Origin of the sequence: Kitasatospora sp. GP82, from assembly GCF_029892105.1 — a bacterium.
Taxonomy (GTDB): Bacteria; Actinomycetota; Actinomycetes; order Streptomycetales; family Streptomycetaceae; genus Kitasatospora.
Genome location: NZ_JARZAJ010000051.1, coordinates 1 through 22,752, shown reverse-complemented (window position 1 = coordinate 22,752; position 22,752 = coordinate 1). Strand labels below are relative to the sequence as shown.

Sequence of the window (22,752 nt, the reverse complement as noted above, 5' to 3'; positions counted from 1 at the left end):
AGGCCGGCAGGCGTCCCCGCCGGGGTGTCCGAGGGTGGTGACAGGATGCGGGAGTGACGACGAAACACGAGGGTTCTCCGGAGGACCACGCCGCCGGCTCCCGGTCCTGGACGTGCGCGGGGCCGATCCACGGTGACCTTCTCGCGGCGAAGGCGCTGGTGTACGACCCGAGCGGGTTCACGTGTTCACGGCCGGTGGCCGAAGCGGAGAGTGCCGAGTACGCGGCGCACGAATTCACCGTGAACGGCCTGTCGGTGAAGTTCCGCGCGGCCAGGACGACCCCGACCAAGGCCGGCCAGTTCGTGACCGTGTGGAAGAGGTCGGACGGCGGGCCGATCCAGCCCTTCGACGCGGAGGACCCCGTCGACCTCTTCGTCATCAGTAGCCGCGACGGCCGGCACTTCGGGCAGTTCGTTTTTCCGCGGGATGTGCTCTGCGAGCGGGACATCGTGTCGACGAACGGTTCGGGTGGGAAACGGGCATTCCGCGTCTACCCGCCATGGGTTGCGACGACAAGTCGCCAGGCCCGCAGTACGCAGACGTGGCAGCTGGACTACTTCCTGCACGTAGCCGAGGGCGGTCCCGCCGGATCCGACCGCGCTCAGACCCTCTACCGCCCGGGACTTCGGTAGGGCCTACGGGTGCATGACTTCGCTCGGCGGCGCGGATTCACCTGTCGGCGGCGGCTGTTACGGTGCGCTCATGGAGAGACGGGTGCCACCCACCGGTGGGGAGAAGGAGAGCCTGCACATCAGCCTCGATCGGCATCGGGACGCGGTGCTGTGGAAGCTCGACGGGCTCGATGAGGAGCAGGTGCGGCGGCCCATGACGCCGACGGGGACGAATCTGCTGGGGTTGGTGAAGCATCTGGCGGCCGTCGAGTACGGGTGGTTCTGCCAGGCCTTCGGGGTCGAGCCCGAGCCGTTCTGGTTCGCGCCCGAGGAGGACATGCGCGTCGAGCCGGGCGAGAGTACCGCCGACATCGTGGCGTTCTACGGCCGGGCCAGGGCTGCCGCCGACGAGGTGATCGGCCGGCTCGGTCTCGACGAGCTCGGTACGGCGTGGACGGGGGAGCGGGTGTCGATGCGCTGGGTGCTCATCCACATGATCGAGGACACCGTGCGGCACGCGGGTCACATGGACATCCTGCGGGAACTGACCGACGGTGCGACGGGTGATCACCGCCGCAGTCGACAGTCCGGGTCGGTGGAGATTAACGAGGGAGAACCTCTGCGCCAATAAAGGGAATTGGCGCTTCCTTCGCCTTCCCGGTCGCTGGTGTGCACACATAGCGTTGGGTGCGCTATCGCGATCATTCAGCACAAGTCCCGCGGGGGCAGTGGTGGGCGGTTCCGGGCGTGCCGGAGAGAGTGGAGCGGCCCGGGCCGGCCGGGACGGGCTGCAGGCCGAGCGGGTGGCCGGCGGCCGCTTCCGGTGGCAGCTGAAGGCTCCCAACGGGCGGGTGGTCGCCGTCTCCTCGCCGGTCTACGAGTCGGCGGCGGAGGCCAGGCGGGCCTTTGCCGAACTGGCGGCCGCCGCGCCGACCCTGGTCGCCAGGATCACCCATGTCCGGGAGGGGCTCGGCTGGATGTGGGCGGTCCCGGGTGCCCGCGGAAACCCGGTGGCTCGTTCCAGCAGGGCGTACGAGCGGTACGCGACCTGCCAGAACGCCTTCCGCAGGTTCGTCGCGCTGCTGGCGAAGCCGGACCTCCCGGCAGGGCCCGGACTGCCTCGGTGACCTGCGGGCGCCACCCCCGGCCACGTGCCCAAGGCCCGCCGGGCCGGGCCTAGATCGAGCCGACGACCTTACGCGGGGTGATGCGAACGACGACGCGCTCGGCGTCATCCTTGGCGGCGGGGTTGAAGTCGGCGTAGTCCTTGCCCGTGTACTTCCGCGACAGCTGGTTGATCAGATCCTGGGCGCCCTCGGTGGTGAGGGAGGCCGTGCCACGGATCTCGGCGTAGGTGTACGGCGCGTTGTGCGGATTGATCAGGACGGTGATCCGCGGGTCGCGGCGGAGGTTCGTCTCCTTCCGGCGACCCACGGTCGTGGAGAGCAGCAGATCGTCGCCTTCTCGCGTGATCCAGGTGACCGACAACTGGGGGCTGCCGTCGGGCTGGAGGGTCGCAATGGTCGCGAAGACCGGGGTGTCGTCCACGAGCTTCCTCAGGTCGTCAGAGAGTGCAGCTGACACGGTCCAGGGCCTTTCCTCGGATGATGACCTACGCGACGTAGCGCTGCGGTTGCCGAGCGTGACGTCGGCTCACCATAGCGCCAGAGGCGGGCATTCCGGGCTGAGGAGGCCGGACGAGTCGAGGTCGTCGTTGCCCTGTCGACGCCGCCTACCGCTGGGTGGTGACGACCCCGCTGCGCCAGTAGGCACCGTCCTTTCGGTCCAGCAGACGCTCGTTCACCAGCTCCCGGCGCAGGGCGGCGTGGTCGGCCGCGCCGCCCTCGCACCACCGCTGCAGGATCTCGTTGACCTCGGGCTCGCCGTAGGTGGCGCCCTCGCGGAAGGAGTGCGCCGTCACATGTTCCAGGACGACGATCCGCTTGCCGCGCTTGGCGGGCAGCCGGGTCAGTCGGCCGTCCTGGACGAAGGCGCGCAGTACGGCCTCGGTGTGCGGGTCGGCAGGCGTCTCGCGCTCGCCGCCGGCATTCCGGGTGTCCCGGGTGTTGTGGGTGTCCTGGTGGTTCTGGGAATCCTGGGGGTCCTGGGTGGTCATGGTGGCAGTCCCTGCGTTCGAGTGGTCGGTGGTGAAGCCCGGCCATCCTGCCGCCGCCCGCGTCCCCTGCGCACCCGGATTTCGTGTCCACGCCCCTCGCCCGCGTCCCTGGCGCCGGGGCCGCCGCCGAACTCGCGGTCGACGACGGCTGGACCACGGGACCGACCGTCAACCAAACGATGGACAAGCAACCCTGTAATCCCCGCTCTACGCCCTCCGATCGGCGCGGCGTGCCGCTGTCCCCGGAGAGCGGTGCGCCGCGCCACGCCGTCCGTCGCACACGGTCCACGCCCGACGCGGCCGTCCGGCCCGAGCGGGCGGGCAGTCTAAGGCATCGTCAGTGTCCCATCCACTCCCGTAAGTTGATCAGAATGAGGCTGCGTCGGTGAGATGCATAATCCATCGCGTGATCGCATCTCTTGATGACGTCGAGCGTCTGCTGCGCCCCGTCGGCTACCTGGGGCTCGCCGCGCGCCCGCTCTACCTGCTGCCCCTGTTGCGCACGGGCTGTCTGTCCGAGCTGCTGACCGTGGAGGCTGCGGATATCGGCTGGGCCGAGCGGTTCGGGGTCCTGATGCACTCGCTGGAGGAGCAGACCGGGCGCCGGGAGGACACCAGCAGCGGGCGGCATCTGGAGGAGCTGATGCCCACGCTGCCCGGCCTGGTCGGCAGCCGTTGGCGCGGGCGCGAGTTCGCGCTGGCCGCCTACGGGACGTACCGGGAGCGCTGGCGGCAGGCGATCGAACGGACCGGCGCGAGCCTGCTGGTGCCGCCCGCGCCGGGCGGTGCGGAGCTGCTCACGGACAAGGTCCTGATGCGGGACTGGTTCGAGCACCTCGGCGTGCCCACCCCGGCCAGCGTCGTCGTCGACCGGGTCGAGTACCCGCTCCTGAGCGGGAAGTTCGGCCCGACCTTCGTCGCGCAGAGGCCGAGGAGTTCGGGCGGCAACGGCACCTACCTGATCACCGACGCGTCCGAGGCCCGCGAGCTGCCGCAGCGCGACTGCTGGCTGGTGAGCGAGTACGCGGGCGACACCACCTTCAGTTTCCACGGCTTCGTGCCCCGCGAAGGGATGCCCGAGGTCCTGCGGCCCGCCCTCCAGCTCACCGGCGTGGAAGGGCTCGGCTCGGGGTTCGGCGGATACGTCGGCACCGACTTCCACGCCCCCGCCCTGCTGCCGTCGCCGGTGCTGGCCAAGGGGCGGGATGCGATGGAGCGGATCGGCCACGGCCTGGCTGGCCTCGGCTACCGGGGCATCTTCGGCGGTGACTTCGCGCTGCGCGCCGACGGCTCGGTGGCCGCACTGGAGATCAACTGCCGGGTGCTCGGCTCCACTTGGCTGCTCGGTGAACTGGAGCTCGCCGCCGACCGGTTGCCCACCATGGTCCGGCACATCGCCGAACGGCACGGCCACAGTACCCTCGGCAAGCCCGATCTCGATCCGGTCGAGGCAGTTCAGCTGACGATCCGTCATTCCGGCGGCCCTGGCGTACTGCTGAACGCTCCGCCGGGTGGCGTGTACGCACTGGAGGGGGAGCGGCTGGTCTTCCGGCGGGCGGGTGCCGGGCTGCTGGAGTGCGGGCCCAAGGAGTCGCAGGAGTGCGTCCTGGTCAACCTGCCCGGTGAAGGAACGGTGCTGCACCCCGGCGGCATCCTCGGCCGCCTGGTCGCCCGCCGCCCGCTCACCACCCCGGACGGCCGCTCTCTCAGCCCGCACGGCCGGGTGCTCGTCGCCGCCATGCGCAGTCTCTACTCTTTCGGGGAGACGGCGAGTTGACGTCGGTGGCGGTGTCGCACCGCCACCGCCACCGCATCCGCCTGATAACGCACCGTGTCCAATCCGGTACGCTGAGCGCCGATCCGGCGTGGCCCCAGTCCCGGGCCCGCATCCGGCGCTACAAGGACAGCCCCATGAACCGTCTCGTCAGCACCGTCGGCACGCTTGCCGCCGCCGTACTTCTCGCCGTCTCCCTGCCCGCCTCGGCGTATGCCGCCACCGGGTGGCTCATCGTCAATGGCGTCCCGCACCGGAATCCGCAGCGGGGCTGTTACGGCGCCTCGTCGCCGATCGCGGTCGACAACTTCACGAACGCGACGGTGCTGGTCCACGCGGCCTCCGACTGCCAGGGGCCGGTCACCGCCGCGATCGGCCCGAGCGAGATCGATACGGCGTTCGGGAACAGCTACTTCGTCCTCTGAGCCGGCCGGGCCCCGGCGGGCCCGACTCCTCGACGGGCGTTGCGTGATCAGCCCCCGGGCCACCCGCCCGGGGGCTGATCGGCAGTCGGGCGGCCGGAAATCCGGTCGCCGACCGCCGATGCGGCGCATGAGAATCCGCCGCATGGCGAGCTCGACGCGTGATCTCCTGCTGCAACGATTCCGCGGAGCCGCCCGGCTCCTGACCGGCCCCGTGCCGAAGGCATGTCCCCGCTCGGGGCGTTGCTCCGGCCGGGTACTCCGGTGACGCTGCGGCGACGACGAGCTCACTACGGTGCGTGTGCAGACAGCTACTTTCGGCTGTCAGTGTTCGCGTCCCTGCCCGAGGTCAGGGGTCGGACGTGGCGCATCGGTTCCAGTGGAGAGTGGGGCAGCGCAGTGGGATTGAGGATGAAGCTCCTGCGGAGGCGGGTGCTCGTCGCGGGTGCCGCGACCGGGCTCGTCATCGGCGGGGCGGTCGCCGCCGCACAGGCGGGGGCGCACGCGGGCCATGGTGTACGGTCGGCCGTCGCAGCCGCCGCCGGCGGGCAGTCGGTGCCGCAGGACGGTCGGCGCGTCACCGCCCTTGTGTCGCCGCGGGACCTGGTCGGGACGGCCGGGGTCAGGACGGACGGCGCGTGGCGGCTGCACGGTATCCAGCTCGGTTGGACGGTGGGCGACAACTACGGCCAGGAGAGCACGCCCGGAGACTGGAGCGACGGCAGGGCGGCGTACCCCAAGGTCTACGAGGTCTGGATCAACGGTGGCCAGCTCAAGCAGACCGTGTACCTCGACTGGTGCCAGTGGTGGGGCTGTTGGAAGGCCGCCCGGCAGCACTGGGTGAACCTCGGTGACGCCCCCGCGGCCCAGAACACGGTCAAGATCCGCGCGAAGCTGGACGGCGGGCAGTGGAGTCAGTTCACCAACGAGGTGGTCGTGACCACCGGCCCCTGACGCGTTCCGACGAGGAGAGCAGACATCCACCGAAGACCGAAGAAAGCAGAGATCCGCACCATGCCAAAGCGATTCACCCGGGGCCTCGTCGGCGCACTCGGCGCACTCACGCTGTCCCTGGCGGCCCTCATTCCGGCGGCCCAGGCCGACCAGCCGACCACCAGGCACGGCACCCTGGCCGCTCCCGTGAGCCGTGCCCTGCTCTGCCACCCGGGCGGCCTCGACTCACCGGATCCGATGTGTCAGGCCGCACGCCAGGCAGGCATCTACCTGTGGCAGGAGGTCCAGCCCGAGGGGTCGGCCATGAAGGCCGATCCCCCCTTCAACGCCCGTGGCCGGTACAGCGAGTACCGGAAGTTCAGCCCGGGCGCGAACGTCTGCAGCGCGGGCAACCCCAAGAACGCCGGCCTCGACCTCAGGGACTCCGCCGACCGGAAGTGGAAGACCACCGATCTGTCCGGCACCGAGGGCAGCTACACCTTCCAGTACCGGTACACCGCCAAGCACCCGGGCGAGTACTGGACCCACGAGTGGTACGTCACCAAGGACGGCTGGGATCCGGCTGCCGGGGTGTCCTGGAGTGACGTGGATCCCGTGCCGTTCATGGTGGGCCACTTCGACTCGATGGACCAGTACCCCACGGAGACCCTGCCTCCGAAGTCCGGTCGGCACGTGATCGTCGAGATCTGGTCCGGTCCCGGTGGCCCCGACCTCGACCCCGACAAGATCATCGACCCGCAGTTCCCGAAGGCCGGCGAGTTCTTCACCTCCTGCTCGGACGTCGACTTCGGCTGAGCGCCCGTTCCTCCGTCGCACCAGTGCCGGACCCGGCCCAGAGCCAGGTCCGGCTTTCTGCTCCGAAGGTGCCGCGGTGGACCGGTCCGCAGGGTCGGCGCCGGAAAGCGGGTTTGCGGGGCGCGAAAAAGTGATATCACTTTGCTAGATGCGTGCCACACTCGCAGGAGAGGAACCCGGTCCGATGACCACACCGCACAACCCCGCTGACGAGGCCGACGGCTTCGTCCTCGACATCCCGGCCCCGAAGGTCACCGAACGAGTCATCACCGGTCTGCCGGGACTGCCGATGCTCGGCTTCAGCCTGCTCTGCCTGCTCGCCGGGGTCGCCGTGACCATCGTCGGCGCCAACCAGCAGGCGACGGGCGCCACCGGGATCGGTGTCACCCTGCTGGTCACCGGGCCGCTGCTCCTTCTTCTCGGCCTGCTGCTGTCCTGCGGCCTGACCGCGGTCGCTCCCGGCCGGGCCCGGGTGGTCCAGCTGCTCGGCCGCTACCGGGGCACCATCCGGGCAGACGGCCTGACCTGGGTCAACCCCTTCACCAGCCGTCGCGGGATCTCCACCCGGATCCGCAACCACGAGACCGAGACCACCAAGGTCAACGACGCGGACGGCAACCCGATCGAGATGGCCGCAGTCGTGGTCTGGCAGGTCGAGGACACCGCCAAGGCGATCTTCGAGGTGGACGACTTCACGGAGTTCGTCGCCATCCAGACCGAGACCGCGGTGCGGCACATCGCCAACAGCTACCCCTACGACGCCCACGGCGAGGGCGAGATGTCGCTGCGCGACAGCGCCGACGAGATCACTCGCAAGCTCTCCGCGGAGATCGCCGCCCGGGTCGCCTCGGCCGGGGTGCGGGTGATCGAGTCCCGGATCACCCGCCTCGCGTACGCCCCCGAGGTCGCGCAGGTGATGCTTCAGCGCCAGCAGGCCGGTGCGGTGGTCGCGGCCCGTCGGCTGATCGTGGAGGGCGCCGTCGGTATGGTCGAGCTGGCCCTGGAGCGGCTCGCCGAGCGTGACGTGGTCGAGCTGGACGAGGAACGCAAGGCGGCGATGGTGAGCAATCTGCTGGTGGTGCTCTGTGGCGACCGGGGTACCCAGCCGGTCGTCAACACCGGCTCCCTCTACCAGTAAGGAGCAGCACGGCGGTGGCGACGGAGCGGAAGAAGATCCTGCTGCGCCTGGATCCCGGGGTCCACGACGCACTGGCCCGGTGGGCCTCGGACGAACTGCGCAGTACCAACGCGCAGATCGAGTTCCTGCTCCGCCGGGCGCTCACCGACGCAGCCCGGATGCCCGGCGGCGTGGCCCGACTGCCCCGCCGGGGACGTCCGGCCAAGGAAAACCCCGAGCCCGAGAGCCCCGACCCCGAGGGCTCCTGAGCCTGAGCCTGAGAACGCAGAACGCAGAACGCAGAACGCAGACCGCGCGAGCGCAGAGCCCGAAAGTACGGCTCCGGACAGCACCGCGCCCCAGCCGCCGGGGCCGACTGTGCCCGCCCCGCCCGGCCGGTGGCCACAGCACGGTCGGCCCGCCCGGCCACCCGTCCGCCGTCCGGTGGCCCCGGCTCGTCCACCCATGCCGATCCGTCGGTACCTCGTTGAGTCTCACCGAGTTTCAACCAAGCCATGTGGAGCCCGCCATGGACCTGCCCGACACCCTCCCCGGAAAGCTGTACCTGCTCGCCTACGATCCCCAGCGCGAGCGCCTCACCGGCGTCCGTGACCTCGACCTCCTGATGCGCGCGGCGGCACTGGCCGATCTGCTGCGCCGGGGCCTGCTGCGCGAGGACGGACGCGGACCGGCCGCTGTCGGCACCGAGCCGGCCGGACTCGACCCCGTCCTCGCCGAACTGCTGCGGCAGATCCGCGAGGAGCGGCCGCGCAGCTGGCGGTCCTGGGTCGGTCGGCGCCGTGGCCGTACCGCTCGCGCCGTCCGGGACGAGCTGGCGGCGGGAGGCTGGATCAGGGTCGAGGAGTACCGTGTCCTCGGCCTCTTCCCCGCCGCCCGGATCACCCTGCGCGATCCGCGCGTACGCAAGGCGCTGGCCGAGGCCGTCTCCTCGGCACTGCGCGGCCCGCTCTCCCGGGTGGAGCCGGGCGACGCGGCTCTGGTGGCTCTCGCCGACGCCGCCCAGCTGCGCGCCGTGCTGACGTGGCGCCAGAGTCGCGAGTTCCGCGCGCGGATCGACAAGCTCGCCCCGGCGGCCGGCCCGTTGCCGCGTGCCCTGCGGCAGGCGATCCGCTCCCGCAACGCGGCCGCGGCTGCGGCTGCGGGCTGAGCGCGCGGCGGCCAGGCCGGATGCACCGGCGCCGAGCGGGACCGGCCGACCCGGCGGGGGAGAGCCGGTCACTTGTGCTTCCGGCTGTCGCCGGACAGCCGGTCGGCGAGAACGGCGGCCTGGCTGTGGTCGACGTCGCGGCTGGCGGTGAGGAGCGTCAGGTGTCCGTGGTCCGCGATGTCGGCCAGGTTGCGCAGGGCCTCCTGATGGTCCGCGTCACGCAGTTCGGCGAGGTAGCGGCGGCGGAACTCACGGTAGCGCTCGGGGTCGTGGCCGTACCAGCGCCGGAGCTCGGTGGACGGCGCCACGTCCCGGAGCCAGACGTCGAACGCGCCGGAGTCCTTCCGCAGGCCCCGCGGCCACACCCGGTCGACCAGAACCCGCACGCTGTCCCCGGGTTCGGCGTCAGTGTCGGCGCCGGCGTAGATCCTGCGGTACTCAACGTGTCTGGTCATGGCTGTCCTCCGTGCGGCTTGCTCGCGTTGCCCCGCCCAGGCTTCGAACGGGGCGCTGCGCCAGGGCCACCGTCCAGGCTGTCGGCAACGGCTCTGCCCCTACCTGGTCATATGCCCCGCCCGCGGCCTTCGGACCCAGCCTTGCGGCTGTCGAGACACCGGACACGGTGGGGCAGGCCGAGCGTCACCGAGCGCGATCCCGTCGCTACGCGGCGCCGGTCCGCCATGCACTCTGCGGCAGGCCGCCGCCGACGCCCCGACCGCTGTACGACCACCACGAGGCCAGACGCCTCCGGTCCGGCGTCTACGGTCCGATGCCTCAGGTCCGACACCGTGACACCCTGAACGGCCCTGGCCCGTAGGGTCCGAGGCCGGTGAACGGATCGCAGGCGACGACCCGTCCACTGGGCAGGTTCAGGCTGCTCGACGGGTTGACACCGATCGTTCCGCTCTGGCCGCTCGGGTAGTTGAAGGTGACCCCGGCGGTGAACAGGCGGGCGACACCGGGGGCGGAGAGTGGCACGGGGAAGTCCTCGGTCGGTGGGGCGAATTCGGGTCGAAGAGTATCCGCCACCGCCGACAACGACGGCTTCCCCGGCTGCGCTCACGGTGCGTCGGACGGGCCGCACGGCGGCGGCTCCGAAGCCGCCGTCGGCGGTTCGGTGCGGAGCAGGATGCGTACGCCCTCCCGGTCGGTGCGGGCGGCGGAGGACCGGAGACGGTGGATCACCACCCACCGACCGTCAGGCATCGCACCGGTGAACACGGAACTGTCCCGGGTGGCGCCGTTGTGCCAGTGCAGCTCACCGGTCCGCTGCCAGGAGGGCGCGGGTTCGCCCAACCGCCGTTCGACGAGCAGGCCCGTCACCAGCGCGGCCACGGCCCGAGGCGTCGCCCACAGACCCCCGGCGGGCAGAATCGCACCGTCCATGCTCCAGGGCGCCCGCTCCCGGCCGAACAGGCCGCGAGCGCACAGCCGCTGCCCGGCGGACGGGTGGACCGCAACCTCCGCGACGGCGAGCGGAGCCAGGACGTACGTCCCGAGCAGTTCCTCGTAGGGGACTCCGGCCGCGGCCTCCAGCGCTGCGCCGAGTACGGCGTAGCCGAAGTTGGAGTACTCCTTTGCCGCGCCCGGCGCTCGGACCGTCAGCCGGCCGAGCCTGCCCAGGAGCACGGTGAGCGCATCGCGGTCGAACGCGGCGTACGGATCCCTGAGGCCCAGCCCGGGGGGCAGCCTGGGCAGCCCCGAGGTGTGCTCCGCCAACTGCCGCAGCGTGATCCCCGTACCCGGCGCCTGCGGCAGCCACCGCTCCAGCGGGTCGTCCGGTGCCAGCACCCCGGCCGCTGCCATCCGCATCAGCGCCGTCCCGGTGAGCACCTTGGTGAACGACCCGATCTCGGCATAGCGGTCCACCGCATGACCGCCGCTGACCGATCCGGCCGAGGCGCTGCTGATGACGCAGGTAGGGCTGCGGAACACCGATCTCAACCTCCTGCCTCGACCTCTGGACCGAGAGCACGGTCGACCTGTTGCGCCTTCGCCCCAACAGGTCCGCCAGGAGGCACCGTTGGCCGAGCACGCCATACAGTGTAGAACCGTGCCCAGCCGCCGAACGTCCATCCGAAGACGTCATCCCGCTGCCCCCGACAGCGGGAGAGAGCCCGTGTCCGAGCCGCTCTCCGGTCCCCGGAGGAACTGCGCCGGGCCGCATACACATCCGGGGCCCTGTCTGTCGGGCCCTGTCTGTTGCAGCTCGAGTGCTCGTTGCTCAGCTGCCGTTGACGACGGAGTTCTGGACAGCGCCGACGGACAGCTGCCGCTTCGTGAGGATCTGGTCGTACGTGCCGTTCGCGATGAGTGTGTTCAGGGCCTTCGTCAGGATGGTCTGCAGGTCTTTGTCGCCCTTGCGGAGGGCGATCCCGTAGGGCCTGGGCTGCAGCTGGGGACCGGCCAGGTCGAAGTCCTGTCCACCGCCTTCGGTCTGGCTGCGGTACTGCGCCTTGGGGTAGTCGGTGAGGTACGCGTCTGCCGAACCACTGCGCAGCTCATCCAGGGCCTTGTCGTCGCCGTCCAGCTCCATGACCTTGAGGGGCTTGCCGAGGTGCTCGCATGCCTTCATCTGGTTGGTCGCGAGGTCGTCGTGAATGGTGCCCTTCTTCACCGAGACCGTCCTGCCGCACAGGCTGTCGAGCTTGGTGAGCTTCTCGGGGTTCCCCTTGCGGACGACTATCCCGATTCCGGCCATGAAGTAGTCGACGAAGTCGACGCCGTCGTTGACCTGCTTGCCGTTCTTGTCAACGCCCTGCTGGCGCTCACGGGTGTCGGTTATGCCTGACAGCCCGATGTCGTACTTCTGGGCCAGCAGGCCCGGGAGCACGTTCGAGAAGGCCCCGACGTCCTGGAACTCGAACTTGACACCGAGTGTCTTCTCCAGGGCGGCGGCGATGTCGGGGTCGAGGCCGTCCGGCTGTCCCTGCGGGTTCCGGAAGATCACCGGGGCGGCGGTGAACGACGCGCCCACCTGGATCACCCCGGCTTTGCGGATCTTCTCGGGCAGCTGGTCGTGCAGCGAGGCCTTTCCGCCGCTCGTACCGCAGGCGCTCAGCAGGAGCGCACCGGCGGCGATGACGGCGATGCTGCCGCAGCTGCGACTGGTGAAAGCTTTCATCTGGGATTCTCCCGGTGGTCGACGCACAGTGCCGCGCGTTCGAGACGTGTGGCGGCACCAGGCCGCGCCGACAGCCTCCCACCGGCCCTGCTCCGGTGAGAGGGCATTCTGCCCCCGGACGCGGCCGGGTCGGCACCCGGCAGCCTCCGGAGGCGGAGAAGCCGGTCAGACTATAACCACGACCACCACGTGAGTGTTCACCCAGGCTCACGAGCGGCGGTGCCGAATCCTCGCGCCACTCGCCGTCGCCGGTGGCCCACCAGCCGGCTGCGGCCCCGCCCCCGGCAGATCGGCGGCCCGGCCGAGGACGCTGGGCTGAACCCGCCGCAGGTCGAGCTCGGCGAGCCGCGGGACAACCCGGGCGCCTGGGCCGGCCCGGAGAAAGCAGCGCAATGCCGCCCCGAAGGGTGTGTCGTGCGTGTGCTGCGACAGGCTCGGTCAGAGCGTTTCCAGCTCGGCCGGCGCCCCTCTGCACTGGTGGCGACGGTGATCCCGACCTACCGACGTCCCGAGGGGCTGCGGCGGGCGGTGGAGTCCGCGCTGGCGCAGACCGTGAAGGAGCAGGTGGTGATCGTGGTGGACGACGGCGCCAGACCGCCCGAACTCCTGGACGATCCACGGCTGTTCGCGGTCAGCCCAGCCCGGAACGTGGCGGAGGAGGGCGTGGTGCGTAATGTCGGGATCCGACTCGGCTCGTCACGGTACGTGGCCTTCCTGGACGACGACAGCGAGTGGAAGTCCGACCATCTGGCGCGCGCCGTCGAGGTGTTGAGCGCTCCCGGCGGTCCGGACGCCGTCTGCACGGCGCTGCGGCGACTGCACCCGGGCGGCAGTGAGATGGACGTGCTGTCCGTCCCCTTCGACCGGCGGCGCGCTGCCGAGGAGGGCTTCCTGGACGCCAACGCGGTGGTGGCCCGGCGCGCCCGTGCCCTCCGTTTCAGCCGGCTGCGACGCCCTTCGCAGGTAATCCCGTGCGAGGACCGGGAGTTGGTGTTCCGCTACAGCCGCACCCATCGGATCGGACACCTGCCCGTGCCGACCGTGCGCTACCTGGTCAACCCTGACGGCTACTGGTTCAGCTGGGCCGAGCAGCAGGCTTGAGCAGGCCGTTGCCCGCCCCACAAAATGTTCATCAGTCAATTCTCCTTATAAAAGCCGCATTTGGCTTCCCCTGATGGTTCGCTCCGATGTACGACGATCGGCCTGAATGGCGGACCGCAGCGTGTGCCATCCGGCTGAACTCCGTATCACGGTTGATTCCGCCGATCTCTGCCCGGGGACCTGACAGGCGTTCCGCTACTCAGCGTGAATTCAGCTGCCACCGCCCTTCCCACGGGCCAGAGCCGTTAGAGGAAGACCTTCATGAAGTACTCGTCCCTTCGGGGATCCGCGATCGCTGTCGGGCTGACCATGGGCCTGGCCGTCGCTGCCGCTCCTTCGATCGCGTACGCGCAGACCACCATCGCGTGCGGTGACATCGTCGGGCTGATCACCGCCATCAACACGCTCAACAGCGGCAACGGCGGGACGATCGAGCTGGCCAAGGGATGCACCTACACCTTCACCGCCCCGATCACCGGCACGGACGATGCGCTGCCACCCATCCTCAAGAAGATCACGATTACCGGGCACGACTCCGCGCTTGTCCGGCAGGCCTCCGGCGCTCCCCTGTTCCGCCTGCTCGAGGTGGCAGCCCCGACGGGTGACCTCACGCTCCACGGCATCGAGATCAGCGGTGGTCACATCGGCATCACCGAGACGGAGGATGGTGATGGCGGCGGCATCAAGAACCACGGCAAGCTCACTCTCGACGAGAGCGAGGTCACCGGCAACGCCGCCGACGACGAGGGCGGCGGTATCTACAACGACGAAGGCGCGACGCTGACGGCGCACCGGAGCAGCATCTCCGGGAACACCTCCGTCCAAGGGGGCGCCGGGCTCAGCAACAACGAGACCGGCACCGTGACCCTGAAGCACACCAAGGTCGAGGGCAACCAGTCGGGCGATGACGCCGGTGGTATCAACAACGCGGGCAACGCCACCCTGACGGTCGAGGACAGCTCCGTCTCTCACAACACCTCCCGCGAGGGCGACGGCGGCGGCATCATCAACGGCGGAACGGCAACGCTGAGGGAGACCGTCGTCTCCGACAACTTCGCCGCCTTCGACGGCGGCGGCATCAACAACAGCGACGAGGCCACGCTCGAGATCATCGGTGGCCAGATCACGGAGAACAACGCCGGTGGCGACGGCGGCGGCATCAACAACGAGGGTGCCGCGACGCTGACGAAGGTCAAGGTCAAGGAGAACTCGACCGGTGGCGACGGCGGCGGCATCAACAACCAGTTCAACACCGAGACGGGCCTCGGCGCCACGCTGACGCTCCACCACAGCACGGTCAGTGAGAACACGGCCGCTCGCGACGGCGGCGGCATCAACAAGCAGGCCGGCACCAACGTGACCCTCGACGACAGCAGCGTCGTCAAGAACAAGCCCAACAACTGCTTCCCGCTCGGCAGCGTCACGAGCTGCCAGAACTGACGGTCCGAATGCGGGGCGGCAGCTCGACTACTTCGAGCTGCCGCCTCGGACATCAGCGCTCTATGCCGCTTACCTGCTGAAACGCCGCCGACACGCGGTCGAGCTGACAGCCGCGTTTGCTCGCCTATCCGGCCTGTTTCAGGGTGTCTTCGACCGCTGTTGGTCACGTTGGTCACGTGGCCCAACGCCATAGCCGCCTACCCTCACACCTGCGTCTGGTAGGCCAACGATTCATTCATTCAGTGTTTGATCTGTGTGCTGGATGCAGCACAGGTTCGGATCACGGCGATGAGTGGCGGCGCGTCCGGCGACGGCTGGACTCGGTTCACAGCCTCGTATCCCCACGACTTGTACAAGGCGAGCACCTTGCCGTCCCCAGCAGCCGGGTTGACCATGAGCGTCATGCGATCCTCGCCGCGCCCAGCAAGAAGTTCGTCGTGGATGCGCCGCGCCACGCCTGTGCCCCGCCAGGGGCCACGCACGCCGAGTTCCTTCAGTGCGAGTGTCGGCGACGTGATGATCTTCTGCGGCATCGGTTCGGCCATGCAGGTCCACCAACGGTCACCGGAGGTGACCGTGTTGCCATAGGCGTAGCCGACGGGTTCACCTTGCTCGTAGCCGATGACAGCCTCGAACCCGGGCTCCGCTCCGTCGCGGTTGTGAGGGCCGGTTCGATGTCGCCTTGGCCGAGTTGGGCGCGGGCCAGGCGCGCTCGTGATGGCGCGGCTGCGCTGCATGACCAGTTGCCGAGCCGACGAGCCGACCGGGCAGGCACTCCGCAGCTGAAACCGCGTCGGAGCCACGATGGGCCGTTCACCGACTCCCTGATGTCGGCTACCTGGGGGCAAGCGTCGGCGCCGCCAGCGCGGAGTGCTCAGGCGGCGCCGAGATCTCGAGCGGCGACCGGTCGGCACGCCGCCTGGTAGTGGGTGTGGCCGGGGCCGACCATGCCGCTTGCGGAGTAGCAGGTGTCCCGGTACGGGGCGGTGAACGATCCGCTGGTGTACGCGCCGGTCCGTGCGGACATGAACACCTTCACGCCGCCGGGGCGCGCAGAGGCGCTGGCGCACTGCGGGGCGGAGAGTGGTGGGCCAGCGAGCGGTGGGTGACGGCGACCGGCCTGACCGAGACCACCATCACCGCCACCACGCACGCTCTCGCCGCCGGGCAGCTGCCCGAGGGCGACGTGCTGCCGATCGGCGAGCCGCTGCCCGGCACCGAGGTCCACCTGCTCAACGCCGAGTTCGCGCCTGTCCCCGACGGCGCCCCGGGCGACCTCTACGTCGGTGGCGCGCTACTGGCCCGTGGCTACCCGGGCCACCCCGGGCTGACGGCCGAGCGCTTCGTGCCCGACCCGTTCAGCGGTCGGCCGGGCGCGCGGCTCTACCGCACCGGCGACATCGCGCGGCGGAACCCGGACGGCGCCCTGGCCTTCCTCGGCCGCTCCGACGACCAGGTGAAGATCCGTGGCCAGCGCGTCGAGCCGGCCGAGATCAGTGCCGCGCTGTGCGCCCACCCGGCGGTCCGGCAGGCGCACGTCCGGGCGGTCGACAACGGGACGGACGGCAAGCGCCTGGTCGCGTACACGGTGGCCGTCGCCGACGGTGTCTCGGTCGCGGAGCTGCGCGCGCACCTGGCGAAGAGCCTGCCGCCGGCCCTGGTGCCCGCCGCCTATGTGCTGTTGGACGAGCTGCCGCTGACCGCGAACGGCAAGATCGACCACCGGGCGCTCCCGGTGCCCGCCGTCGCGCCCGCTTTCTCGCCGACCGCCGGTCCGGCGTCCGGGCTGGAGGCGCAGATCGCCGCGATCTGGCGTCAGGTGCTCAAGGTCGAGCAGGTCGGCGCGGATGACAGCTTCTTCGAGATCGGCGGGCACTCGCTGCTGCTGGTCCAGGTGCAGCGGCTGCTGTCGCAGGCGCTCGGGCGTCCCGTCCCCGGTGTCGCGCTGTTCGCCCACCCGACCGTCCGCAAGCTGGCCGCCCACCTCGGCGCGGACACCGTCAGCACCGCCGCTGCCGACACCCGCGCGGACGAGCGCCGCAGCGGCCGGGTCCGCCTCCAGCAGCGCCGGGCTGCCCGCCAGAGCGCCGGGGGCGAGCGATGAACCCCGACCCGATGAACCCCGACCCGATGGACGACGAACCGTTTCTCGCCGTCGTTGGCATGGCGGGCCGCTTCCCGGGTGCGCGGGACCTGGACGAGTTCTGGAGCAATCTGACGAAGGGTCAGGACTCCATCACCCGCTTCCCCGGCAACTCGGCGGACTACCCCGACTACGTGCCGGCGATCGGCCTGCTTGCGGGTTCCGAGGACTTCGACGCGGAGTTCTTCGGCTACTCGCACCGCGAGGCGCTGATCCTGGACCCGCAGCACCGCCTCTTCCTGGAGTGCGCCTGGGAGGCGATGGAGGACGCGGGCTACGACCCCAAGGCCTACCCCGGACCGGTGGGCGTGTACGCCGGGAGCAGCCAGACCGGCTACTTCGAGGCGCTGATGGCCAACCGGGACAACCTCGGCCCGGTGAGCGAGTGGCAGCTCCGGCTGGCCACCGGCATCGACTTCCTGACCTCCCGGGTCTCCTTCAAGCTCGGCCTCACCGGCCCGGCCGTCACCGTGCAGACGGCCTGCTCGACCTCGCCGACGGCGACCACGTCCGGGCGGTGCTGCGCGGCACCGCGATCAACAACGACGGTCTCGACAAGGTCGGCTTCACCGCCCCCGGCGTCGGCGGCCAGGCCGAGGTGATCCGGGCCGCCCACCTGGTCGCCGAGGTGGAGCCGGAGACCATCGGCTACGTCGAGACGCACGGCACGGGGACGCCGCTCGGCGACCCGATCGAGGTGGCGGCGCTCACCCAGGCCTTCGCTGCTTCGGGGCCGATCGGCCGGGTGAGGTACTGCTCTCGGACCCGGTCGGTCGTGACCAGGCGCAGGGTCGGCTGCAAGACCGGATCATCCGGAATCGCGTCCCACTTCATGTAGGGCCACCACCGATCATGGGCGGCCAGCAGCATCCGCTCGCCCCGGGGTACATTGCCCCGCACGGCGTACCAGCCGGCCATCCAGAGACAGGGCGCATACCGGTCAGGGGTCTCGCCGGACGATTCGACCAGTTGGTGTGCCTGTTCGAAGTCGTTGGCCTCGGCCAGTGCCTCCCACAAGGTGTACTTGTCGCCTGTGTCCAATGTGCTGAAGTCACGCTCGGCCAGCTGGGCTCCGGCTTCGTCCAGCGGCTCGGCCGGGCCGCCCCAGTTGAAGTGGCTGGGCAGTAGCTCCTCAATGGGTCGCTCGGGGAGTTCTTCCGCCAGCCACAACAGGTCGTCGCCCAGGTTCCGGCCGTCGGGAACGTAGCCGGCCGCCGTTAGGAGGCGCGGCTGAGCTGGCGCTCCCGCGTGCAGTTCACCGGCCAACAATGCGGTGCGGAAGGGCATGTCCTGGTCGCACAGCTCACCGCCGAGCGGGCCGTCCTGGGCGATGATCGTCTCTGCCAGGTCGGCTGCCTCAGCGAACCGGTCCTGCCAGAACAAGATCTGGATGGCCGCAGCAGCGGCCTCCCAGGCTTCGTTGCGGTCACCACCTGAGCGCTTGGCCAGCTCCAGCAGGTCAGGGAGCAGCTCGCTGAACCGGCCATGCCGGGCCCGCGAAATCAGCTTTTCGGCGGCGTTCACCCGCGCTCCTTCCGCTCCGTCATCTCACGCTGATTTTGACTCTGGCCCCGTGTTTTAGTCCGCGGACGGCGCTGCCCATGCTGGAACGGGAACCCTGGTTGTCGCTCGCAGGTACGTACTTTACGCTCGCGCCCTTCCCACCTTCCTGGTACATGGCGGGCGGGTACTCTTCGCGGTCGTCCGGCGGACGGGTGGCGATGCCGCGCAGGGAGTCGGCGCGGTTGGCGTCGGCGTTCACCTCGTCCTTGTCGATGGTGAGGACGGATGGCTTCCCTGCCCTGACCGAACAGCAGATCGCCGACCTCGTGAACCAAGCCGGCGACATCGTCGACGTCCTGCGCGACGCCAAGCCCGAGACCAAGCGGCAGACCTACGCCGCCCTCGGCCTGCGCTGCCGGTACAATCACGCGCAACGCAAAATGCAGGTCAGGATTGCTCCTGACCTGCATTCCCTGGCCAACTTCGTTGGCCAATGGGTCGTGTCCGAGGGGGGACACAGACCGTTACCCCACGGCGTTCGGGCGTGCTGGGGGAGCTGGAGTGGAACTGACCTATGGGCGCGGGATGGTGGCGGGCGGCGGTCACCGCTGGAACACCACCGGCCTCGTCACCAGGGTCGCCACCGCGCATCTGGTGCCTCGTCCTTGTACGCGATGCGGTCGAAGCTGGTGGACGGCCACCGGCTGGGCCACGGGGCAACCGGTGACCGACCTGGTCCTTCTTCCTCAGGGATGCTGCCGCCCGCACGCTGCGTTCATCTGGGGAGCAGATCGACGTTGCCGTCGAACTGCCAGAGCGGGTTCGGCACCGCCTTTCCCCCACTGACGATCAGGAAGTAGCCGTTCACCTCCACCGGGCCGTCTCCGTCGGCGGTGTACCGCCCGGTCGCGGTGACATCGAGCTGGTAAATGGCTTGGGCGGTGGCGTTGTAACCGGGGACGTTCCAGGAAACCGTGCAGCGCCAGTCGTTGCCCGGTCCCTCCTGTGCGCCGAGTCCCTCGCTCTTGTCACAGGCCGCGGAGGTCTGCAGCTGCGCTTCGGTGACCGGCGGCTGGCGCATCTGCGCTTGCTGGAACCGGTAGAGGTGGGCGAACGCCGTGGCCACCGACCGTTGCACCTTGGCCCGGTCGATGCCGGAACCGCCCGCCCCGGTCGTCACTGCGAAAACACCGACCGTCGCGGCCAGCACGCCGACCAGCGGGAGAACACCCACGGTCAGCACCCTGCGTCCGGCGCCGTCGTTGTTGAGATTGGTGAAGTCCCGGCGGAGGAAGAGCAGGTAGGCCAGTGCCGTCGCGACGACCGCCCACACCAGACTGACCCCGACGCCGATCAGCAAGGGCCCGAGTTGCTGGGGCTCGGCGAAAAGGCCGTTCCAGGAGATGAAGGCGTAACCGGGCAGTGCCAGACGCACCGGGACCGGCAGCGGCAGCAACTGCGCCACCTGCATCCCGAGGGCGGCGAGCGTGGGCAGGAGCAGGCCCATCGGGGATCGGCCCAGGGCGACGGACCCGAGCAGCCCGATGGCCGCCAGGGCGAGCGTCGGCGCCAGCGCGCAGACCCAGGCCAGCAGGACGTTTTTGGCCGCGTCCCCACCGGAGAGCAGGTGGCCATCCAGCCCGACCAGCGGCTGGTTCCCCTCCGCGAGCAGCCCGCCGAACACGCTGGAGACGGCCAGGCCTGCCACCAGCAGCCCGATCACGGTGACGCTGGCGATCGCCTTGGCCGCGAAGATGCGCCGGTGCGAGCGGACGGCGATGAGCAGATGGCGCCAGGTGCCCAGCCGGTCCTCGGAGGCGAACACGTCGCCGGCGACTATGGACGTGACCAGCGGCAGCGCCCACGAGCCGGCGACTCCGAGCACCACGAGCGGCCCGGCCCAGCCGGTGGCGTGCATCCACCGGCCGAACAGGGTGTCCGACGGCAGAGTGCTCTGCTGGCCGATCGCGAAGACCAGCAGGCCCGGACCGAGCCAGCACAGCCCGATCAGCAGGCGCACCCGCCAGGCGGAGAACTGTTTGACCAACTCGAAGCGGAGGATGCGGGCCACCGGGACCGGGCGCGCGCCCGCTGTCCCAGCCCCAGCCCCAGCCCCAGCCCCAGCCCCAGCCCCAGCCCCAGCCCCAGCCCCGGCCCCGGCGGCGGGGGCGTCAGCAATGGTCGTGGTCATCGGTCGGCCTCCTGCTCGGTCAGGGCGAGGAACGCGGCTTCCAGCGATGAGACGACGGGCGCCAACTCACGCACCGCGATGTCGTCGCGCACCATTCGGGCCACGAGTTCGTCCACGGCTGCCACCCGTGCGCGGACGACGATCACGTCGGTGTCCGGCCGCGCCGGGGCGTCGTGGCCGTCGATGATGCTGATACCGGGCGTTCCGGCCGCGACCGCGCGAGCGGCTGACGGATCCGACGCGCGCAGCCGGTAGTCGAGTTCGCGGTTGTCATCGGAGAGCTTTGACACCGGTCCGGAGAAGACCACGCGCCCGGTGGCCAGGATGGTGACCTCGGAACACAGCGCCTCCAGATCGTCCATCCGATGGCTGGACATCACGACCGTGACGCCTTCGGCGGCCAGCCGGCTGAGCACACCGTGCACCTGCTTCTTGCCGAGCGGGTCCAGGCCGTTGGACGGCTCGTCGAGCACCAGCAGCCGTGGCTTGGTCAGCAGCGCCGCGGCCAGCCCCAGCCGCTGGCGCATGCCCAGGGAGAAGCCGCGAACCTTGGCGTCGGCGACGTCGGCGAGCCCGACCTCCTCCAACGCCTCCTCGAGACCCGTGGCGGGCGCGTCATCAGGGCGCAGCGCGACGAGCGTTGAAAGGTTCTGCTTCGCGGTGAGAGTGGGGTAGAGGCCAGGTCCGTCGACGAACCCGGAGACACCGTCAGGCGCGTTTGGCGCGCGTCCCACCGGAGTGCCGAGGATCTCCAGACTCCCTTCGTCGGCGACGGCCAGGCCCAACAACAGGCCCAGGAGTGTGGTCTTGCCGGCGCCGTTCGGGCCGACCAGGCCGTGGATCTGACCCTGCGTCATGCTCACATCGATGTGGTCGAGGGCGACGACATCACCGAAGACTTTGGTGATGCCGCGGCCTCTCACCGCGACGGGTGTGTCCATCTATTCATCCATCCCTCAGCTGATCCTCAAGAACCTGTTCCTGCCGCATGACGCGCAACCTCGAGGACGGGGGCCTCGGCCCGCGAACGCGGCACCGGGCGGTGCACCGCAGTGCACCACCCGGCGGGTTGCGCGATCAGATGATCCGCATCGGACATTCGTCTGATTCGTCTGACTCAGCTGACGTTCAGCGCGGTGTCATCGACGACGAACGAGGTCTGCTTCTGGTAGTCCTCAGCCCCGGTGAACTTCAGCGTGACGTTCTGCCCCGCGTAGGCCGCCAGGCTGAAACTGTGCTGCGAGTAGCCGGTGTTGTGGTTGAGGTTGGAGTAGGTGGCCAGCGTGGACAGCACCGTGCCGGAGCTGTTGAGCACCTGCACCTTCAGGGTGTCGTACGCCGTCGTCGTCGTGGTCTCCGCCGTGTCGATGTGGAGCCAGAAGTTGAAGTTGTACGTGGAGCACCCGGACGGCAGGGTGACCGCCTGCGAGAGCGTGTCGGTGTGGGTGGTGCCGTAGCCGCCCAGCCAGGCGTCCCAACTCCCGGAGTGCGGCGGTTCGGAGGAGCTGTTGTTGAGCACTCCGCTGGTCGCCGTCCACGGCGAGGCGGTGCCGGTCTCGAAGCCCGGGTTGCCCAGCAACTGCTGCGACCCGCAGCTGCCGACCGGCTGGACGCTCGCCTCGTTGCTCTGTGCCCCCTCGCCCACGCCGTTCACCGCGCTGACCTTGTAGTAGTAGGTCTGACCGGCGGTCAGCCCCGTGTCGGTGCACGAGGTCACCGCGCCGAGACCGCTGCAGCCGCCGCTGGTCAGCAGCGTCTCGCCGCCGCTGCTGGTACCGCGGTACACCTTGTACGAGGTGATGTTCTCGCCGCCGGTGTTGGCCGGCGGCGTCCAGCCCAGCGCGGCCTGCCCGGTGCCGGCCGTCGCCGTCAGGCCGGTGGGCGCGCCCGGTACCGTCGCGGCGATCGGTGCGGCGGTGATGGTTACTGTCGAGGTCGCGGTGTTGGCCGGCGAGGCGCTGTCGGTGACGGTCAGCGTCGCGGTGTAGGTGCCCGCGGTGCTGTAGGTGTGGCTCGGGTTCTGGGTCGTGCTGGTGCTCCCGTCACCGAAGTTCCAGCTGTAGCTGTACGCCGGGGTGCCACCGGTGCCGGTGCCGGTGAAGGCGACGCTCAGCGGCACCTGGCCGGAGGTCGGCGTGGCCGAGGCGCTGGCCGCCAGCGGGTTGCCGACGGCGCTGACCGTGGTCGTCACCTGTGACGTCGCGGTGTTGGCCGGCGAGGCGCTGTCGGTGACGGTCAGCGTCGCGGTGTAGGTGCCCGCGGTGCTGTAGGTGTGGCTCGGGTTCTGGGTCGT

At 70.0% G+C, this 22,752-nt stretch carries 27 protein-coding genes and 1 pseudogene; 15 read left to right on the top strand and 13 right to left on the bottom strand.

Features of this window, described 5'->3' with window-relative positions; genetic code table 11:
* The first annotated feature begins 158 nt into the window (after positions 1–158).
* The 3 genes from P3T39_RS32460 to P3T39_RS32450 all read left to right on the top strand — a co-directional run bounded on the left by P3T39_RS32460 (position 159) and on the right by P3T39_RS32450 (position 1,738).
* Complete coding sequence (locus tag P3T39_RS32460) at positions 159–632, top strand: MepB family protein (protein WP_280702858.1); 474 nt, start codon at positions 159–161, stop codon at positions 630–632.
* A 70-nt stretch (positions 633–702) separates the two neighbouring features.
* Positions 703–1,242 carry a DinB family protein gene (locus P3T39_RS32455; RefSeq protein ID WP_280702837.1) on the top strand — a complete coding sequence of 180 codons (540 nt, stop codon included), beginning with the start codon at positions 703–705 and terminating at the stop codon, positions 1,240–1,242.
* 100 nt (positions 1,243–1,342) lie between these two features.
* A complete protein-coding gene (locus tag P3T39_RS32450) occupies positions 1,343–1,738 on the top strand; it encodes a DUF1508 domain-containing protein (protein WP_280702836.1) in 396 nt (131 codons plus the stop codon).
* A 49-nt stretch (positions 1,739–1,787) separates the two neighbouring features.
* On the opposite strand, the gene P3T39_RS32445 is transcribed toward P3T39_RS32450, so the two are convergent.
* The gene (locus P3T39_RS32445; RefSeq protein ID WP_280702835.1) at positions 1,788–2,195 is read right to left on the bottom strand and encodes a PPOX class F420-dependent oxidoreductase; all 408 of its coding nucleotides are present in this window, start codon (positions 2,193–2,195) and stop codon (positions 1,788–1,790) included.
* Positions 2,196–2,343: 148 nt separating this feature from the next.
* Positions 2,344–2,727 (bottom strand): DUF2087 domain-containing protein, encoded by a 384-nt coding sequence (locus P3T39_RS32440; RefSeq protein WP_280702832.1) that lies wholly within the window; start codon positions 2,725–2,727, stop codon positions 2,344–2,346.
* 406 nt (positions 2,728–3,133) lie between these two features.
* Between P3T39_RS32440 and P3T39_RS32435 the strand changes: the two genes are divergently transcribed.
* The 7 genes from P3T39_RS32435 (at position 3,134) to P3T39_RS32405 (ending at position 8,957) form a co-directional block, all read left to right on the top strand.
* Positions 3,134–4,504 carry a hypothetical protein gene (locus P3T39_RS32435; RefSeq protein ID WP_280702831.1) on the top strand — a complete coding sequence of 457 codons (1,371 nt, stop codon included), beginning with the start codon at positions 3,134–3,136 and terminating at the stop codon, positions 4,502–4,504.
* Positions 4,505–4,638: 134 nt separating this feature from the next.
* Complete coding sequence (locus tag P3T39_RS32430) at positions 4,639–4,926, top strand: hypothetical protein (RefSeq protein WP_280702830.1); 288 nt, start codon at positions 4,639–4,641, stop codon at positions 4,924–4,926.
* A 408-nt stretch (positions 4,927–5,334) separates the two neighbouring features.
* Positions 5,335–5,877 (top strand): hypothetical protein, encoded by a 543-nt coding sequence (locus P3T39_RS32425; protein WP_280702829.1) that lies wholly within the window; start codon positions 5,335–5,337, stop codon positions 5,875–5,877.
* A gap of 60 nt (positions 5,878–5,937) precedes the next feature.
* Entirely contained in the window at positions 5,938–6,672 is a 735-nt protein-coding gene (locus P3T39_RS32420; RefSeq protein WP_280702828.1) for a lytic polysaccharide monooxygenase, read from the top strand.
* 184 nt (positions 6,673–6,856) lie between these two features.
* Positions 6,857–7,810, top strand: a complete 954-nt coding sequence (locus tag P3T39_RS32415) for an SPFH domain-containing protein (protein ID WP_280702827.1) — start codon at positions 6,857–6,859, stop codon at positions 7,808–7,810.
* A gap of 14 nt (positions 7,811–7,824) precedes the next feature.
* Positions 7,825–8,058, top strand: coding sequence for a hypothetical protein (locus P3T39_RS32410; RefSeq protein ID WP_280702826.1), 234 nt, complete (start codon positions 7,825–7,827; stop codon positions 8,056–8,058).
* Positions 8,059–8,318: 260 nt separating this feature from the next.
* A complete protein-coding gene (locus P3T39_RS32405; protein WP_280702825.1) occupies positions 8,319–8,957 on the top strand; it encodes a GPP34 family phosphoprotein in 639 nt (212 codons plus the stop codon).
* Between the two features lie 68 nt (positions 8,958–9,025).
* Here the strand turns inward: P3T39_RS32405 and P3T39_RS32400 are convergent, their stop codons facing one another.
* From P3T39_RS32400 to P3T39_RS32385, 4 genes are all read right to left on the bottom strand, one after another.
* The gene (locus P3T39_RS32400) at positions 9,026–9,412 is read right to left on the bottom strand and encodes a DUF488 family protein (RefSeq protein WP_280702824.1); all 387 of its coding nucleotides are present in this window, start codon (positions 9,410–9,412) and stop codon (positions 9,026–9,028) included.
* A gap of 319 nt (positions 9,413–9,731) precedes the next feature.
* Positions 9,732–9,935, bottom strand: coding sequence for a hypothetical protein (locus P3T39_RS32395; protein WP_280702823.1), 204 nt, complete (start codon positions 9,933–9,935; stop codon positions 9,732–9,734).
* An 81-nt stretch (positions 9,936–10,016) separates the two neighbouring features.
* Positions 10,017–10,892 (bottom strand): serine hydrolase domain-containing protein, encoded by an 876-nt coding sequence (locus P3T39_RS32390; RefSeq protein ID WP_280702822.1) that lies wholly within the window; start codon positions 10,890–10,892, stop codon positions 10,017–10,019.
* 289 nt (positions 10,893–11,181) lie between these two features.
* On the bottom strand, positions 11,182–12,081 hold the full coding sequence (locus P3T39_RS32385; protein WP_280702821.1) for an ABC transporter substrate-binding protein: 900 nt from the start codon (positions 12,079–12,081) through the stop codon (positions 11,182–11,184).
* A gap of 477 nt (positions 12,082–12,558) precedes the next feature.
* Here P3T39_RS32385 and P3T39_RS32380 point away from each other — a divergent pair, with 477 nt between their 5' ends.
* The gene (locus P3T39_RS32380) at positions 12,559–13,182 is read left to right on the top strand and encodes a glycosyltransferase family A protein (RefSeq protein WP_280702820.1); all 624 of its coding nucleotides are present in this window, start codon (positions 12,559–12,561) and stop codon (positions 13,180–13,182) included.
* Between the two features lie 261 nt (positions 13,183–13,443).
* Entirely contained in the window at positions 13,444–14,622 is a 1,179-nt protein-coding gene (locus tag P3T39_RS32375; RefSeq protein WP_280702819.1) for a hypothetical protein, read from the top strand.
* Positions 14,623–14,861: 239 nt separating this feature from the next.
* On the opposite strand, the gene P3T39_RS32370 is transcribed toward P3T39_RS32375, so the two are convergent.
* Positions 14,862–15,167 carry a hypothetical protein gene (locus P3T39_RS32370; RefSeq protein WP_280702818.1) on the bottom strand — a complete coding sequence of 102 codons (306 nt, stop codon included), beginning with the start codon at positions 15,165–15,167 and terminating at the stop codon, positions 14,862–14,864.
* A 329-nt stretch (positions 15,168–15,496) separates the two neighbouring features.
* Complete coding sequence (locus P3T39_RS32365; protein WP_280702817.1) at positions 15,497–15,649, bottom strand: hypothetical protein; 153 nt, start codon at positions 15,647–15,649, stop codon at positions 15,497–15,499.
* 78 nt (positions 15,650–15,727) lie between these two features.
* Here P3T39_RS32365 and P3T39_RS32360 point away from each other — a divergent pair, with 78 nt between their 5' ends.
* The 3 genes and pseudogenes from P3T39_RS32360 to P3T39_RS32350 form a co-directional block, all read left to right on the top strand.
* Complete coding sequence (locus P3T39_RS32360; protein ID WP_280702816.1) at positions 15,728–16,726, top strand: phosphopantetheine-binding protein; 999 nt, start codon at positions 15,728–15,730, stop codon at positions 16,724–16,726.
* On the top strand, positions 16,723–17,367 hold the full coding sequence (locus tag P3T39_RS32355) for a polyketide synthase (protein WP_280702815.1): 645 nt from the start codon (positions 16,723–16,725) through the stop codon (positions 17,365–17,367). Before P3T39_RS32360 ends, P3T39_RS32355 begins: the two co-directional genes overlap by 4 nt.
* Positions 17,301–17,438 (top strand): annotated as a pseudogene (locus tag P3T39_RS32350) (hypothetical protein); the annotation flags it as partial. The gene P3T39_RS32355 and the pseudogene P3T39_RS32350, both read left to right, overlap by 67 nt.
* On the opposite strand, the gene P3T39_RS32345 reads toward P3T39_RS32350, so the two are convergent.
* The 5 genes from P3T39_RS32345 to P3T39_RS32325 all read right to left on the bottom strand — a co-directional run.
* Positions 17,414–18,289, bottom strand: a complete 876-nt coding sequence (locus P3T39_RS32345) for a hypothetical protein (RefSeq protein ID WP_280702814.1) — start codon at positions 18,287–18,289, stop codon at positions 17,414–17,416. The pseudogene P3T39_RS32350 and the gene P3T39_RS32345 sit on opposite strands and share 25 nt — an antisense overlap.
* Before the next feature lie 19 nt (positions 18,290–18,308).
* Positions 18,309–18,614: a NucA/NucB deoxyribonuclease domain-containing protein gene (locus P3T39_RS32340; protein ID WP_280702813.1), complete on the bottom strand. Its 306-nt coding sequence runs from the start codon at positions 18,612–18,614 to the stop codon at positions 18,309–18,311.
* A gap of 429 nt (positions 18,615–19,043) precedes the next feature.
* The gene (locus P3T39_RS32335) at positions 19,044–20,339 is read right to left on the bottom strand and encodes an ABC transporter permease (RefSeq protein WP_348534415.1); all 1,296 of its coding nucleotides are present in this window, start codon (positions 20,337–20,339) and stop codon (positions 19,044–19,046) included.
* 116 nt (positions 20,340–20,455) lie between these two features.
* On the bottom strand, positions 20,456–21,400 hold the full coding sequence (locus P3T39_RS32330) for an ABC transporter ATP-binding protein (protein WP_280702811.1): 945 nt from the start codon (positions 21,398–21,400) through the stop codon (positions 20,456–20,458).
* A 176-nt stretch (positions 21,401–21,576) separates the two neighbouring features.
* Positions 21,577–22,752 (bottom strand): PKD domain-containing protein (locus P3T39_RS32325; RefSeq protein WP_280702810.1); only part of this gene is annotated, 1,176 nt, incomplete at its 5' end.